The following is a 12,842-nucleotide window of genomic DNA, read 5'->3' on the forward strand; positions in this document are numbered from 1 at the left end:
CATCACGACCCCCAACGCCAGTACATTGGTTTTGTCGAAGCAAGTCATTCTAATCCCGTCTCCTCGACGACGCAGCCGCGAGGAGACCTAGCAAGCAAAGGCAAGAAAATGGAACTGATCTATGTTGGCGATCCGATGTGCTCGTGGTGCTATGGATTCGGCAAGGAAATGACGGCGCTCCGCGAACGTTTCCCGGAACTGCCGCTCCGCATCGTCGTGGGCGGCATCCGCGCGGGCGCCACCGATATCCTGGACGATGCCGGCAAGCAATTTCGCCTGCAGCACTGGAGCCGGGTCGAGGCCGCCAGCGGCCTGCCGTTCAATCGCGAAGGCTTCGTGGCCCGCGAGAACTTTGTCTACGATACGGAGCCCATCTGCCGTGCCGTGGTAGCGGCGCGCCAACTCGCCCCGCAGGCCGATCTGCTGGCGATCTTCCGGGCGCTGCAGCACGCGTTCTACGTCGACGCGCGCGATACCACCGACGGCAAGACGCTGGCGGAAGTCGCCACGCAGGCGCTGGCCCGGCAAGGCCATGACATCGCCGTGGAGACGTTCCTGGCAACGTGGGCCAGCGAAGCCGCCAGGACGGCCACCGTCGACGACTTCCGCACGGCCCGTAGCTGGGGCATTTCCAGCTTCCCGGCCCTGGTGCTGGGCCACGCAGGCAAGCTCTACCGCGTATCGGCCGGCTACGCCCCGGTTGCCGACATCGCGCAACAACTCGAGCATGTGCTGCAAGCCACCAGCGCCGCCGCCTGACGCATCCACCCAGTCGCCATCGCGCCGTCATGCGGCATGCAACCGCTAGCGGCGCGATGGCATCCGACCGTTGGGCGCGGTCTGCATGCATCAGGAGAAACCGAAATGTCGGCTTCACTCACCCAGGGACCTGTCGACAAGGCCCATCAGCAGATCCTGCAGCAACTGCAGGTCTATCTCGACGCACTCTATGACGGAGACGTCGACGCACTGCGGCCCACCTTTCATCCCGCTGCACAGCTCTTTGCCGAAGTGCGCGGGGAGATCGTCCAGAAATCGCTCGACGTCTATCTGCAGGGCGTGGCATCGCGCAAGAGTCCGGCCTCGCTCAACGAGGCCTATGGCATGTCGGTATTGTCCGTGGAGGTCGTCGGCAAGATCGCCTCGGCCAAGGTGCGCGTCCACATGGGCGGCTTCCGCTACCAGAACTTCCTTTCGCTGCTGAAGGTCGGCTGCGAATGGGTCATCGTCAACAAGCTCTATACCCACATCGACGACTAGACACGGCGCACGGCGCGCCGGAGCGTCAGTCCCGGGGCGGCAGCAAGGTCCGCTTCCCGCGCCCGCCAATCGCCCCGGACGCCGCCGCGCGCAGGAAGCGCTGGAACGTGGGGCATTCCATGTGAGTCGGCTTGGGGCAGGCCGCGGCGTGCCGCAGGCCGTCGCGCATGGCGCTCAGCTTGCGGATCGTCCTGTCCAGCTCCTCCGCCTTGTCCGCGAGCATCTGCCGGTCGATGTGCGGGCGATCGCCCGGCGCGAACATGAGCGCGATCTCTTCTAGCGAGAATCCGGCAGCGCGCCCCAGCGCGATCAGTGCCAGCCGGTCGAGCACGCCCGCATCGAACAGACGACGCAGCCCCCGCCTGCCGGTCGAGGCAATCAGCCCCTTTTCCTCATAGAACCGCAGCGTCGAAGCCGGCACGCCGGAGCGCTGCGCCACCTCGGAGATATCCAGGTTTTCCACCCTCTTGACCTCAAGTCGACTTGAATTTGTATAGTGCAGATTCCGCTTCTTGAAGGCAAGCCGGAAGGTAAAGGGAACGACCATGGATGTGACGCACCAGACCGCCGACGAACAGGCGAGACTTTGGAATGGCCCCTCCGGACGCGCGTGGGTTGACGCACAGGCGTGGCTCGACGCGATGTTCCAGCCATTCGAAGACCTGCTGGTCAACGCCGCGTCCGCCTCCGGAGGCCGGGTGCTCGACGTCGGCTGCGGCACGGGCGCCACCACGCTCGCCGTTGCCCGGCGGCACGGTGCCGCCAGCCGCTGCGTCGGCATCGACATTTCAGGGCCGATGATCGCCGCCGCCCGCGCGAGCGCCGAGCGGGCAGGCACGCCGGCAAGCTTCATTCAGGCCAACGCGCAAACGCACGTGTTCGCGCCCGCGAGCTTCGACATGATCATTTCGCGCTTCGGCGTGATGTTCTTCGACGACCCGGTGCTGGCCTTTGCAAACCTGCGGCACGCGGCCAGTCAGGGCGCCGGGCTCCGGTGCATCGCCTGGCGCAGCGCGGCGGAAAATCCGTTCATGACCACGGCCGAGCGTGCGGCTGCGCCGCTCCTGCCCGACCTCCCCGCCCGCCGGCCGGGCGCCCCGGGGCAATTTGCCTTCGCCGATCCGGACCACGTTCGCGGCATCCTGGAACAAAGCGGCTGGCTGGATATCGAGATCCGGCCGATCGACGTGGCTTGCATCCTGCCGGAACAAGGGTTGGTCGAATACCTGACGCGGCTTGGTCCCGTCGGCCTGGCCCTGCAGGAAGCGGACGACCAGACGCGCGCGAAAGTCATCGAAACGGTCCGCGCCGCCTTCGATCCCTATGTGCACGGGGCCGAAGTGCGCTTTACCGCCGCCTGCTGGATGATCGGGGCGCGGGCGCCGTCAGCATCGGGCGCGCAGAAGGAGGATGAACATGTCTGAGATCGGGCGCTTCATGATCTGCGCGCCGCTGATCGGCGCGGGCGCGACGGTGGTCATGGATGTCTGGATGGCCGTCCGGCAACGGCTGCTCGGCATTCCGCCGCCGAACTATGCGCTGGTCGGCCGCTGGATCGCCTACCTGCCGCGCGGACGCTTTCACCACGATCCCATTTCCGCCTCGCCGCCCGTGCAATGCGAGCGCCTGGTTGGGTGGATCGCCCACTATGGGATCGGCATTGCGTTCGCGGCCACGCTGCTCGCCATCTGGGGCCTCGACTGGGCCCGTGGTCCGACGATCGGCCCCGCGCTGATCGTCGGCATCGGCAGCGTCGCGGCACCTTTCGTTGTGATGCAACCGGGCATGGGCGCGGGCGTCGCCGCCAGCCGCACGCCGCGTCCCGCCGCCGCCCGCTTCCAGAGCATCGTCACGCACGCGATATTCGGCCTCGGCCTCTACGCAGCCGGCTGGGTGACACGCATATGGGCCGTGACGGCCTGAGCGTCACCGCTTCGGTTCGAGCGGACGGGTGCGTTCATCGCGCCTAGGACAGGAAGCGATGTATCTGTGCCACCACGGCCGCGCCTTCGCCTACCGCCGACGCGACACGCTTGGTGGACCCCGAACGAACGTCGCCAATCGCGAACACGCCTTCGATGCTCGTCTGCAACGGCAGCGCCTGCAGCGCGGCTTCGGCAACGTCGGGGCCCGTCAGGACGAACCCCTTGCTGTCGAGAGACACGCCGCAAGCTTCGAGCCAGCTTGTATTCGGCACGGCGCCGATGAACACGAACAGGTGATGCGTCGTCATGCTGCCTTCGACGCCGCCGGGGCCGCGGTAGTACACGCGTTCGAGGCGCGTCTCCCCTTCCAGCGCACTCAGCTCCACACGCGTATGCAGTGTCACGTTCGGCTGCGCCCCGACGCGTTCCATCAGGTAGTGCGACATGGTGTTTCCAAGGCTCGTGCCGCGAATCAGCATGTGCACATGCTCGGCATGCGATGCCAGGAAAACCGCCGCCTGCCCCGCCGAGTTGCCACCGCCGACCAGCAGCACCGGCTCCTTGCGGCATAACCGGGCCTCCAGTGGAGTGGCCCAGTAGTAGACGCCGCAGCGCTCGAATCGCTCGAGGCCTTCGACGGCGGGGCGCCGATACTCCGCGCCGCTGGCGATGACCACGGTGCGCGCGGCGATGCGGCGCGCATCGGCAAGCTCCACGAACAGCGGATGCTTGCCACAATGCAAGGCCTTGACCTCGCACGGGATGCCGATATGCGCGCCGAATTTCTGCGCCTGGACGAACGCGCGGCCAGCCAGGGCTTGCCCGGTGATGCCGGTGGGAAAACCCAGGTAGTTCTCGATACGCGCACTCGTCCCCGCCTGGCCACCGGGTGCACGGCAGTCAAGCACCGCGACCGACAGCCCTTCGGACGCCGCGTAGACCGCCGTGGCCAGTCCGGCCGGGCCGGCGCCTACAATCGCCACGTCGTACACATGCGTCGGATCGAACTCCGGAATCAGCCCCAGGCAAGTGGCAAGCTGACCCTCGTCGGGGTTTCGCAGCACCGTGCCGTCCGGACAGACGACAAGCGGAAAGTCGTCGGCTTGCGGCGTCAGCCGCGCAAGCAACGCAATGGCGTCGGCGTCCTGATCCGCATCCAGCGCCATGTTCGGAAAGGCATTGCGGCGCAGAAAATTTTGCAGCGCAAGAAGTCGCGCATTGCCGGGTGCGCCGACCAGAACGACACCCTGACCGCGCTCGATCACCAGCACACGCCTGAGGATCAGCGCCCGTATGATCTTTTCGCCAAGATCGGCCTCCATGACCATCATGGCGCTCAGCTCGTCCGGCCGCAGCAAGACCGCCTCGACGTCTTCTACAACATGGGCGTCCACGACCGCCGGCTTTCTCGATAGCTGCGTGACGTCCGAGGTGAACTCACCGCGTTGGGTATAGGTGTGGATCGTCCGCTCATGGCCCAGGCCATCGCGGCCAACAATCCGGATCTTGCCCGACAGCAGGAGGAATACCCCCGGGCAGATGCTCCCGGCGCGATAGAGATATTCGCCCTGGGCGTAGTGGCACGGGTTTCCAAAGCGACGCAACCTCTCGACTTCCGCATCCGTGAGAACCGGAAACATCTGCTGGTAACGCGGATGGTCGCGCACACTCGGGTCTTCGACCATCCGGTCGTCGCCAATGCGACTCGCGTCCTCCGCTGGCTCGGAGGTGCGCGTATCGCCTCCCGGCACTGATTCGTTGCTCATCGCGGAATCTCCTCCAGCGGCTGCCGCTTGCCAAGGCAAGAGTAATCGACATGTCGCGGCCACCCAAGGATTCTTGCGATCCCGGCGAACGCTCGGCTTACCTCATTTCGATTGAGAAAAACTCAAACGAGTCGCCCGGAAATCTCGTTTGTCGAGGCGCGGTCCAGGTACGACTATCCAGTCATCCCCTGGCCATACCCATCCATCGACAAAGGAGACACCCGTGTCAATGCAGCCCTACACGCTCTGGAGCGCCGACGCATCCCCGGCCCTGCTGGCGTCCCGTGACCAATACACCGGCGAACAGGTGTTCCCCGCCGTGCCCGCGAACTCGCCGCTGGCGTCGCGCCATGACACCGTGCCAGTGACGGGTGTCGGCACGGTCTACAGCTTCACCGTGATCCACCCCGCGCCAAAGACCGGCCAGCCGCCTTACGCGCTGGGCTATGTGGACTTCGCCGGCCCGGTGCGCATCTTCGGCCGCTTGCTCGGCAACGATCGCCCCACCATTGGGGACCGCTACCTGCCGCAGCCGGACGAGACCTTCGGCTACGTGTTCCACGCTCTTCACGACTAAACAAGGTACGCCATGCAAGACATCTACATCTCCGGCGGTGCGATGACCCCCTTCGGCCGTCACCCGGGCGTGCTGGCACCGGAACTGGCGCAACAAGCCATCCTGAAGGCGGTCGACGACGCGGGCATTTCCCTCGATGACATCCAGGCCGTCTACTGCGCCAACGTGCTGGGCGGCATGATCCTGGGTCAGCTGATCGTGCGCGATCTCGGCCTGCGCGGCATTCCGGTCTACAACGTGGAGAACGCCTGCGCGAGCGGCGCCACCGGCGTGCATCTGGCGCGGCACGCGCTGCTGGCACAACAGTACGACACCGTGCTGGTGTTCGGCATCGAACAGCTGACCGCACTCGGCGGCGGCACCATCCCGCTGCAACGCAACGATCACAAGACGGATCTCTACGCCAAGGCCGGCATGGTCCTGCCAGCGGTCTATGCCATGCGCGGCACGCGCTTCCTGCATGAGCGCGATGCCACGCCCGAGGACCTGGCGAGCATCGCGGTGAAGAACCGCTACAACGGCACGCTGAACGAATTCGCGCAACAGCGCACGGAAACCACCGTGGAGGAGGTGCTGGCCTCGCGCATGATTGCCGATCCCCTGACGCTGCTGCAGTGCTGCCCGTCGCAGGTGGATGGCGCCGCCGCCGTGATCCTGAGCACGCGGCGTCCCGCGCAGGCAAAGCCGGTGAAGGTGCTGTCCTCGGTGGTGGTGTCGGGCATCCGCGAGCAGGCCGATGACGACATCCTGGATGCGGAAATCACGGCCCGCGCGGCGCGCCAGGCCTACGAGCAAGCGGGCCTGGGGCCGCAGGACGTCAACGTGGTGGAACTGCACGACGCGTTCACGATCGCCGAGTTGCTCTACTACGAAGCACTCGGCCTGGCACCAGTCGGGGAAGCGGTGCCGCTGCTGCGCTCCGGCGCCACGCGCCTTGGCGGCCGCGTGCCGGTGAATCCGAGCGGCGGCCTGCTGGCAAAGGGCCATCCGCTGGGCGCCACCGGCGTTGCACAGATGGTGGAAATCATGTGGCACCTGCAAGACCGGGCCGGCAGCCGCCAGGTGGCCGGCGCACGGGTCGGCCTGACCCAATGCACGGGTGGCGGCATCGCAGGCGTCGACCACGCGGCCTCATCCGTTCACCTGCTGGGAGTCTGACATGAACGCACCTGCCATCCACTCGCCGCAAGGCTCGCCGCAGGATTCGCAAGATTCACCGCAAGTGGCGGTGATTACCGGCGCCGCACGCGGCATCGGTCTTGGCATCGCCACCCGCCTGGCCGAACAGGGCATGCGCGTGGCGCTCTTCGACCGCGATGCCACGGCGCTGGCGGATGCCGTGGGCGGGCTGGTCCACGCGGGCCATCGGGCGATGGGCGTCACCGTCGACCTGACCGACGCCACGGCGGTCAATGCGGCCTTCGAGCACGTGACAGCGTCGATGGGCCACATCGATTGCCTCGTGAACAATGCCGGCGCCGTGCGCGACATGCGCTTCCTGAAGATGACGGACGACGACTGGGACCTCGTCATCAACACCAACCTGCGCTCGCAGTTTCTGTGCTGCCGTGCCGCCTTGCCGGGCATGGTCGAGCGCGGCTACGGCCGCATCGTCAATATTTCCTCCCGTGCGTGGCTGGGCGGCTTTGGCCAGGCCAACTACTCGGCCGCCAAGGGTGGCGTGGTCAGCCTGACGCGATCGCTCGCCATCGAATTCGCGGCCAAGGGCATCACGGTGAACGCCGTCGCGCCCGGCATCGTCGACACGCCGCTGTTCCGCAACTTCGCGCCCGAGGTGCAGGCCCGGCTCCAGAAATCCGTGCCGGCGCAGCGCATCGGCACGGCCGAGGATATCGCCAATGCGGTGGGCTTCTTCCTTGACCCGCGCGCGGCGTATGTCACGGGGCAGACGCTCTATGTGTGCGGCGGCCGCAGCCTGTCGTCGCCCAGCGTGTAAGGAGCCGCCATGACCGTACACCTGAACATCGACGGGCCCGTGGCCGTGCTGACGATCGACCGGCCCGAGGCACTGAATGCGCTGAACGTGGACGCCTTGCACGCATTGCGCCAGCATCTCGGCGAGATCCGGGACCGTGACGATGTGCGCGTGGCCATCCTCACCGGCACCGGCACGCGTGCGTTCTGCGCCGGCGCAGACCTCAAGGGCACGCAAACATCGCCGGCAAGCTATCCGGAGGCCTTGTTCCATGAGCCGGAACACGCCGCCGACCTCGGCCTCTACATCCGGCTGATGGACCTGTCCGGTCTCTCGTTCTGGAAGCCAATGATCGCGGCCATCAACGGGCACTGCCTGGGGGCCGGACTCGAGATCGCCTTGCAGTGCGATATGCGCGTGGCATCCACCCATGCCACCTTTGGATTGCCCGAGGCAGCCGTCGGCTCGATCCCCGCGGTATCCGGTCTGCATCGCCTGCTCAAGGCCGTGCCGTCCGCGTACGCCATGCAGATGGTGATGACGGGTGAGCGCATCGGCGCCGCCGACGCGCAGCGCATCGGGCTGGTCACCGAAGCCGTGGAGCCAGACCGCCTGCTCGACCGCGCGCTGTCGCTGGCGCACAAGGTGGCCGGCAATGCGCCGCTGGCCGTGCAAGCCATCAAGAAGCTGTCACGCCAGACCGCCCATCTGGGCGAAGCCGACGCGCAGGACCTCACCGAACTCTACTGGGGCGTGCTGCGAGACACGGCGGACCGCATCGAGGGCCGCAAGGCGTTTGCCGAAAAGCGGCCACCGCACTTCACGGGCCGCTGAGAACACGCCACACCAACATCAACGACATCACCACATAACGACATCCCACCATCAGGAGACAACCATGATTTCCGTATCCCGCGCCGCACGCGCGATCCTGCTCTGCATCGGCACCGTGCTGGCCGCTGGCACCGCCGCACCGACCAACGCGCAGTCCGCGTTTCCGACCAAACCCATCACCCTGGTGGTGCCGTTTGCCCCCGGCGGCGGCAACGACATCCTCGCGCGCCTGATTGCCCCGAAGATGAGCCAGCAGCTAGGCCAGACCATCGTGATCGAGAACAAGCCCGGCGCAGGCGGCAACCTCGGTGCCGACTTCGTCGCGCATGCGCCGGCTGACGGCTACACGCTGGTCATCGCCTCGAGCCAGGTCACAATGAACCCGTATCTCGACATGAAGGTGCCGTTCCGGATCGAGCGCGATTTCGAGCCCGTGGGACTGATCGCCTCGGTGCCGCTCATGCTGGTGGCCAACCTCGACCAGCCGTTCAAGACCCTCAAGGAATTCATCGACTACAGCAAGGCCCACCCCGGCAAGCTCAGCTACAGCAGCCCGGGCCCCGGCACGCCGCAGCATCTGGCCGGCGAGGTCTTTGCCAAGATGAACAAGACCGAGCTCCTGCACGTGCCCTATCGCGGCACCGGCCCGTCAATCACGGACCTGATGGGCGGGCAGGTGCAGATCTCCTTTGCCACCTTCGCCTCCGTCATCCAGTACGTACGCACTGGCAAGCTGCGCGCGCTCGGCATCGCCGGCAAGAGCCGGACGTCGTTGATGCCCGAGCTGCCGTCCTTTGCCGAGGCCGGCCTGAAGGGCTACGACGCCGAGCTCTGGTACAGCCTGCTGGCGCCGGCCAAGACGCCGCGTGCCGTGGTGGACAAGGTGAATGGCGCGCTGCTGGCCGCATTGAAGTCGCCCGACGTGAAAGAACAGTTCGCGAAGCAGGGCTTCGAGGCCAAGGGCTCCACACCCGATGAGCTCAGGGCCTACATCGGCCGGGAGTTGGCGCGCTGGCAGCGCGTGATCACCGAGAACAATATCAAGGTGGCGATGTGAACCCGTCCACCGACAATCCCCTGCTCGACGACCTCGGCATCCGGCTGACAAACGTTGGCCCGGGCGAGTGCACCTTCACGCTCGATATCGAGCCCCGGCACCTGAACCGCCAGGGCACCCTGCAGGGCGGTGTCAGCGCCACGCTGCTCGATGCGGCTTGCGGCTACGCCGGGCTGCAGGATGAGGATGGCGCCATGGGCAATGCCGTCACGCTGATGCTGACGATCAGCTATCTCGGCAAAGTCAGCACGGGCCGCGTGCGCGCCGTGGCGATGGTGACTCGCGCGGGCCGCAGCATCTACTTCTCATCGGCCGAACTGGTCGCCGATACGGGCGAGCGGATCGCCACGGCCCAGGGCACCTTCAAGCGGTCCCGCAATTCCAGGGAGTCATGATCATGTTGCGCAATGCACTCGATGGGCTGACCGTCATCGATTTCACCCAGATTGGCGCGGGCCCCACCTCCACCATGCTGATGGCCGACATGGGCGCGCGCGTGATCAAGGTGGAGCCGCCAGGCGGCGAACTGGGACGAGGCCTCGGCCCCGGCTGGATCGGCGATGACAGCGCCCTGTTCCACGCGTTCAACCGCAACAAGCTCGGCGTCGCGCTGGATCTCAAGTCCCCGGAGGGCGCCGCCGTGGCGCGCCGCCTGATTGCCGAAGCCGACATCGTCGTGGAAAGCATGCGCCCCGGCGTGATGGAACGGCTCGGGCTCGGCTATGCGCAACTCGCCCAGGACCATCCCGCGCTGATCTATTGCTCGATCTCGGCTTACGGGCAGAGCGGCCCCTACGCGGACCGCGCCGGCGTGGACGGTATCGTGCAGGCGGACTCCGGCCTCATGAGCCTGATCGGGGTGGAGGGCGGCGAGCCGTGCAAGGTGCAGGCCCCCGTGGTCGACGTGATGACCGGATATGTGGCCGTGGTCGGTATCCTGGCCAGGCTGGCCCAGCGTGCCAAGGATGGCCAGGGCGGCCATCTCGACGTCAACCTGCTGAACGCGGCGCTCGCCTTGCAGCAGTCATCACTCGCGAGCTATCTGGCCGACGGCGAACTGCCGGTGCGCGCCGGCAGCGCCGCGCCGTACTCCGCGCCGAATCAGGCCTTCCAGACCGCCGACGGCTGGATCATGGTGGCGGCTTACATGCCGGACCGCTGGCGCCGGCTATGCGAAACGCTCGGTCTGTCGGCGCTGGCCGACGACCCGCGCTTTGCCACATCGCCGCTGCGCGTGGCCAATCGCGCGCAAATGGTGCAGGCGTTGACGCAGGTGTTTGTCACGCGCACCACGGACACATGGCTGCCAGTCCTGCGGCAGGCTGACATTCTCTGCGCGCGCGTGGCCACGTATGCCGATGTAGCGCAGCATCCGCAAGTCCACGCCAACCACATGCTCGCGGAAGTCCACCACGACACGCTGGGCGCCATCCGGATGCCGGGCTTCCCGATCAATAGCGTCGACTGCAATGCACAGCCGATGCGCCCTGCCCCGGCGTGCGGCCAGGATACGGATGCCGTGCTGCGCGATCTGGGTTATGCAGAGGCCGAAATCGCACGGCTGCGCGAAGGTCGCGCCATCCACTGCGCCGAGGCCAGCCTGCCGACGGCGCGCCACGCTTCTCTCGCTGTCGCGCCATGACCACGGACCACACCCACCACGCCCCCGGCAACGGCATGGACGTCGTCGCCACGCTCCATGCCAGGAAGAGCGTGCGCGGCTTTCTCGACACGCCGGTATCGCAGCAAACCGTCGAAGCCATCCTTGCCGTCGCTTCGCAGAGCCCCAGTGCGTCGAACACCCAACCGTGGCGCGTCCACGTCTGCGCCGGCGCCGTGCGCGACCAGCTCAGTGCGGAACTCGTGGCGCTGCATCTCGCCGGCGGCCCCGGTCACGCGGAGGAGTACGCCTACTATCCGGCGACCTGGCGCGCGCCCTACCTGTCGCGGCGGCAGGCCGTCGGCAAGGCACTCTACGGCCTGCTGGGGATCCCCAAGGGCGACACTGGCGCGATGACACGCCAGTACGCGCGGAACTTCGATTTCTTCGGTGCGCCGGTGGGCTTGTTCTTCACCATCGAGCGCGACCAGGCGCAGGCAGCGTGGCTGGACCTCGGCATGTTCCTGCATGCCGTGATGCTGGCGGCGGTCGCCCATGGGCTCGGTACGTGTGCACAGCAGGCGTTTGCGCGGTATCACCGCCTGATCCGCGCGCGGCTTGCCATCCCGGAGGCGGAGATCGTGGTGTGCGGCATGTCGCTCGGCTACCCGGATCCCGCGGCAGCAGCCAACCAACTGGAAACCCGTCGCGAACCGGTGGACGGCTTTGCGCGATTTGCCGGCTTCACGGGGTCGGGCGATAGCGGTATCGCGCGCTAAGCGGTGGTTTCGAACTGCGCCAGCAGCCACTTGCGGAAGGTCGCCATGCTGGCGCTCTCGTTCCGGTCGGCAGGCGTGAGCAGGTAGTACGTGAAGTCGCCCATGTCCACGGCCTGGCGGAACGGTGCCACCAGCTTGCCGGCGGCCAGGTCATCTTCCACCAGGAAGCGCTGGGCAATGGCGAAGCCCTGCCCTTCCAGCGCCGCCGCGTAGGCCATGGCCGAACTCTGGTAGGTCATGCCGCTGCGCGCGTCGACCTGCTTCTCGGCCTTGGCCGCCGCCAGCCAGCATGCCCAGTCATCGGGCCGTGCAATCGAGTGCAGCAGGACCTGGCGATCCAGATCCGCCGGCTTGCGGACCTTCTTGCCCAGATCGGGGCTGCAGACCGGCACCAGTATGTTCGAGACAAGACGATAGGCGTTGGTGCCGCTCCACTTGCCGTCACCAAGCCGGATCGCGCCGTCGATGTCCTCCCTGCGGAAGTCCACCGGATCGAGCGAGGCCGTGAGCAGCACCTCGATTCCGCTGTTGGCCGTATGAAAGCTCGACAGCCGCGGGATCAGCCAGCGCATCGCAAACGTCGTATAGGCACGCACCTTGAGCTGTGTCCGCTTGGTGCGCCGGGTCAGGCGGACGGTCGCCTCGCGCAGTCCGTCCATCGACTTCGTGACCGCACGGTAGTAGTCCTCGCCAGCGCGCGTGAGCGAGATCTGCCGATGCCCGCGCACCAGCAGCTGAATACCGAGGGTGTCTTCGAGCGTCCGAATCTGGCGGCTGACCGCACCGGGCGTGACGTGCAGCTCTTCCGCTGCAATCGTGATGCTCAGGCGTCGCGCAACGGCTTCAAAGGCCCGGAGTGCATTGAGGGGAGGCAGGCGATCCATGGCAAAAATTCTGGCACACGATTGAGGTTTTCTCAATCATCCGAACGGACATCGCCGACTCCGGAATGTCACACGACATCGATGCCGGCGGACGCGCCAGACAGTGCTGGAAGAATGCAATGGGGAATGGGGTGCTGGGACCCCGGCATCTCGCACCTGCGCGTGGCACGTGGAGACGCTGATGGATCTGCCGGGCAAGCCGGCTACATGATCATCTAATGGCC

General features: G+C 66.5%; 15 protein-coding genes. 12 read left to right on the top strand and 3 right to left on the bottom strand.

The annotated features are described in order from the left end of the window. Positions 1-108 precede the first annotated feature (108 nt). Both AC1DOX_RS09445 and AC1DOX_RS09450 read left to right on the top strand, forming a co-directional pair. Positions 109-759, top strand: a complete 651-nt coding sequence (locus tag AC1DOX_RS09445) for a DsbA family protein (protein ID WP_441616300.1) — start codon at positions 109-111, stop codon at positions 757-759. A 105-nt stretch (positions 760-864) separates the two neighbouring features. After that, positions 865-1,260: a nuclear transport factor 2 family protein gene (locus tag AC1DOX_RS09450; RefSeq protein WP_092137028.1), complete on the top strand. Its 396-nt coding sequence runs from the start codon at positions 865-867 to the stop codon at positions 1,258-1,260. Positions 1,261-1,285: 25 nt separating this feature from the next. Here the strand turns inward: AC1DOX_RS09450 and AC1DOX_RS09455 are convergent, their stop codons facing one another. After that, positions 1,286-1,723, bottom strand: coding sequence for a helix-turn-helix domain-containing protein (locus AC1DOX_RS09455; RefSeq protein WP_441616298.1), 438 nt, complete (start codon positions 1,721-1,723; stop codon positions 1,286-1,288). A gap of 82 nt (positions 1,724-1,805) precedes the next feature. Between AC1DOX_RS09455 and AC1DOX_RS09460 the strand changes: the two genes are divergently transcribed. Further along, on the top strand, positions 1,806-2,684 hold the full coding sequence (locus AC1DOX_RS09460; protein ID WP_441616296.1) for a class I SAM-dependent methyltransferase: 879 nt from the start codon (positions 1,806-1,808) through the stop codon (positions 2,682-2,684). After that, the gene (locus tag AC1DOX_RS09465) at positions 2,677-3,183 is read left to right on the top strand and encodes a DUF2938 domain-containing protein (protein ID WP_441616294.1); all 507 of its coding nucleotides are present in this window, start codon (positions 2,677-2,679) and stop codon (positions 3,181-3,183) included. The genes AC1DOX_RS09460 and AC1DOX_RS09465 overlap by 8 nt, the downstream gene beginning before the upstream one ends. A gap of 43 nt (positions 3,184-3,226) precedes the next feature. Here the strand turns inward: AC1DOX_RS09465 and AC1DOX_RS09470 are convergent, their stop codons facing one another. Beyond that, positions 3,227-4,951, bottom strand: coding sequence for an FAD-dependent oxidoreductase (locus tag AC1DOX_RS09470; RefSeq protein WP_441616292.1), 1,725 nt, complete (start codon positions 4,949-4,951; stop codon positions 3,227-3,229). A gap of 229 nt (positions 4,952-5,180) precedes the next feature. Between AC1DOX_RS09470 and AC1DOX_RS09475 the strand changes: the two genes are divergently transcribed. The 8 genes from AC1DOX_RS09475 to AC1DOX_RS09510 all read left to right on the top strand — a co-directional run bounded on the left by AC1DOX_RS09475 (position 5,181) and on the right by AC1DOX_RS09510 (position 11,734). Then, positions 5,181-5,528, top strand: coding sequence for a Zn-ribbon domain-containing OB-fold protein (locus AC1DOX_RS09475; protein ID WP_441616887.1), 348 nt, complete (start codon positions 5,181-5,183; stop codon positions 5,526-5,528). Positions 5,529-5,540: 12 nt separating this feature from the next. Further along, a complete protein-coding gene (locus tag AC1DOX_RS09480; protein ID WP_441616290.1) occupies positions 5,541-6,686 on the top strand; it encodes a thiolase family protein in 1,146 nt (381 codons plus the stop codon). A gap of 1 nt (position 6,687) precedes the next feature. Continuing rightward, the gene (locus AC1DOX_RS09485; protein WP_441616288.1) at positions 6,688-7,485 is read left to right on the top strand and encodes an SDR family NAD(P)-dependent oxidoreductase; all 798 of its coding nucleotides are present in this window, start codon (positions 6,688-6,690) and stop codon (positions 7,483-7,485) included. 9 nt (positions 7,486-7,494) lie between these two features. Next, a complete protein-coding gene (locus tag AC1DOX_RS09490) occupies positions 7,495-8,298 on the top strand; it encodes an enoyl-CoA hydratase/isomerase family protein (RefSeq protein ID WP_441616286.1) in 804 nt (267 codons plus the stop codon). 64 nt (positions 8,299-8,362) lie between these two features. Further along, entirely contained in the window at positions 8,363-9,355 is a 993-nt protein-coding gene (locus AC1DOX_RS09495; RefSeq protein ID WP_477101251.1) for a Bug family tripartite tricarboxylate transporter substrate binding protein, read from the top strand. Continuing rightward, entirely contained in the window at positions 9,352-9,750 is a 399-nt protein-coding gene (locus AC1DOX_RS09500) for a PaaI family thioesterase (protein ID WP_441616282.1), read from the top strand. The genes AC1DOX_RS09495 and AC1DOX_RS09500 overlap by 4 nt, the downstream gene beginning before the upstream one ends. 2 nt (positions 9,751-9,752) lie before the next feature. Further along, a complete protein-coding gene (locus AC1DOX_RS09505; RefSeq protein WP_441616280.1) occupies positions 9,753-10,997 on the top strand; it encodes a CaiB/BaiF CoA transferase family protein in 1,245 nt (414 codons plus the stop codon). Then, positions 10,994-11,734 (top strand): nitroreductase, encoded by a 741-nt coding sequence (locus AC1DOX_RS09510; protein ID WP_441616278.1) that lies wholly within the window; start codon positions 10,994-10,996, stop codon positions 11,732-11,734. Before AC1DOX_RS09505 ends, AC1DOX_RS09510 begins: the two co-directional genes overlap by 4 nt. Here the strand turns inward: AC1DOX_RS09510 and gcvA are convergent. Continuing rightward, positions 11,731-12,618 carry a transcriptional regulator GcvA gene (gene gcvA, locus AC1DOX_RS09515; protein WP_441616276.1) on the bottom strand — a complete coding sequence of 296 codons (888 nt, stop codon included), beginning with the start codon at positions 12,616-12,618 and terminating at the stop codon, positions 11,731-11,733. The two genes, AC1DOX_RS09510 and gcvA, sit on opposite strands and share 4 nt — an antisense overlap. Positions 12,619-12,842 lie beyond the last annotated feature (224 nt).

It is taken from the genome of Cupriavidus sp. 01L415 (assembly GCF_056400065.1).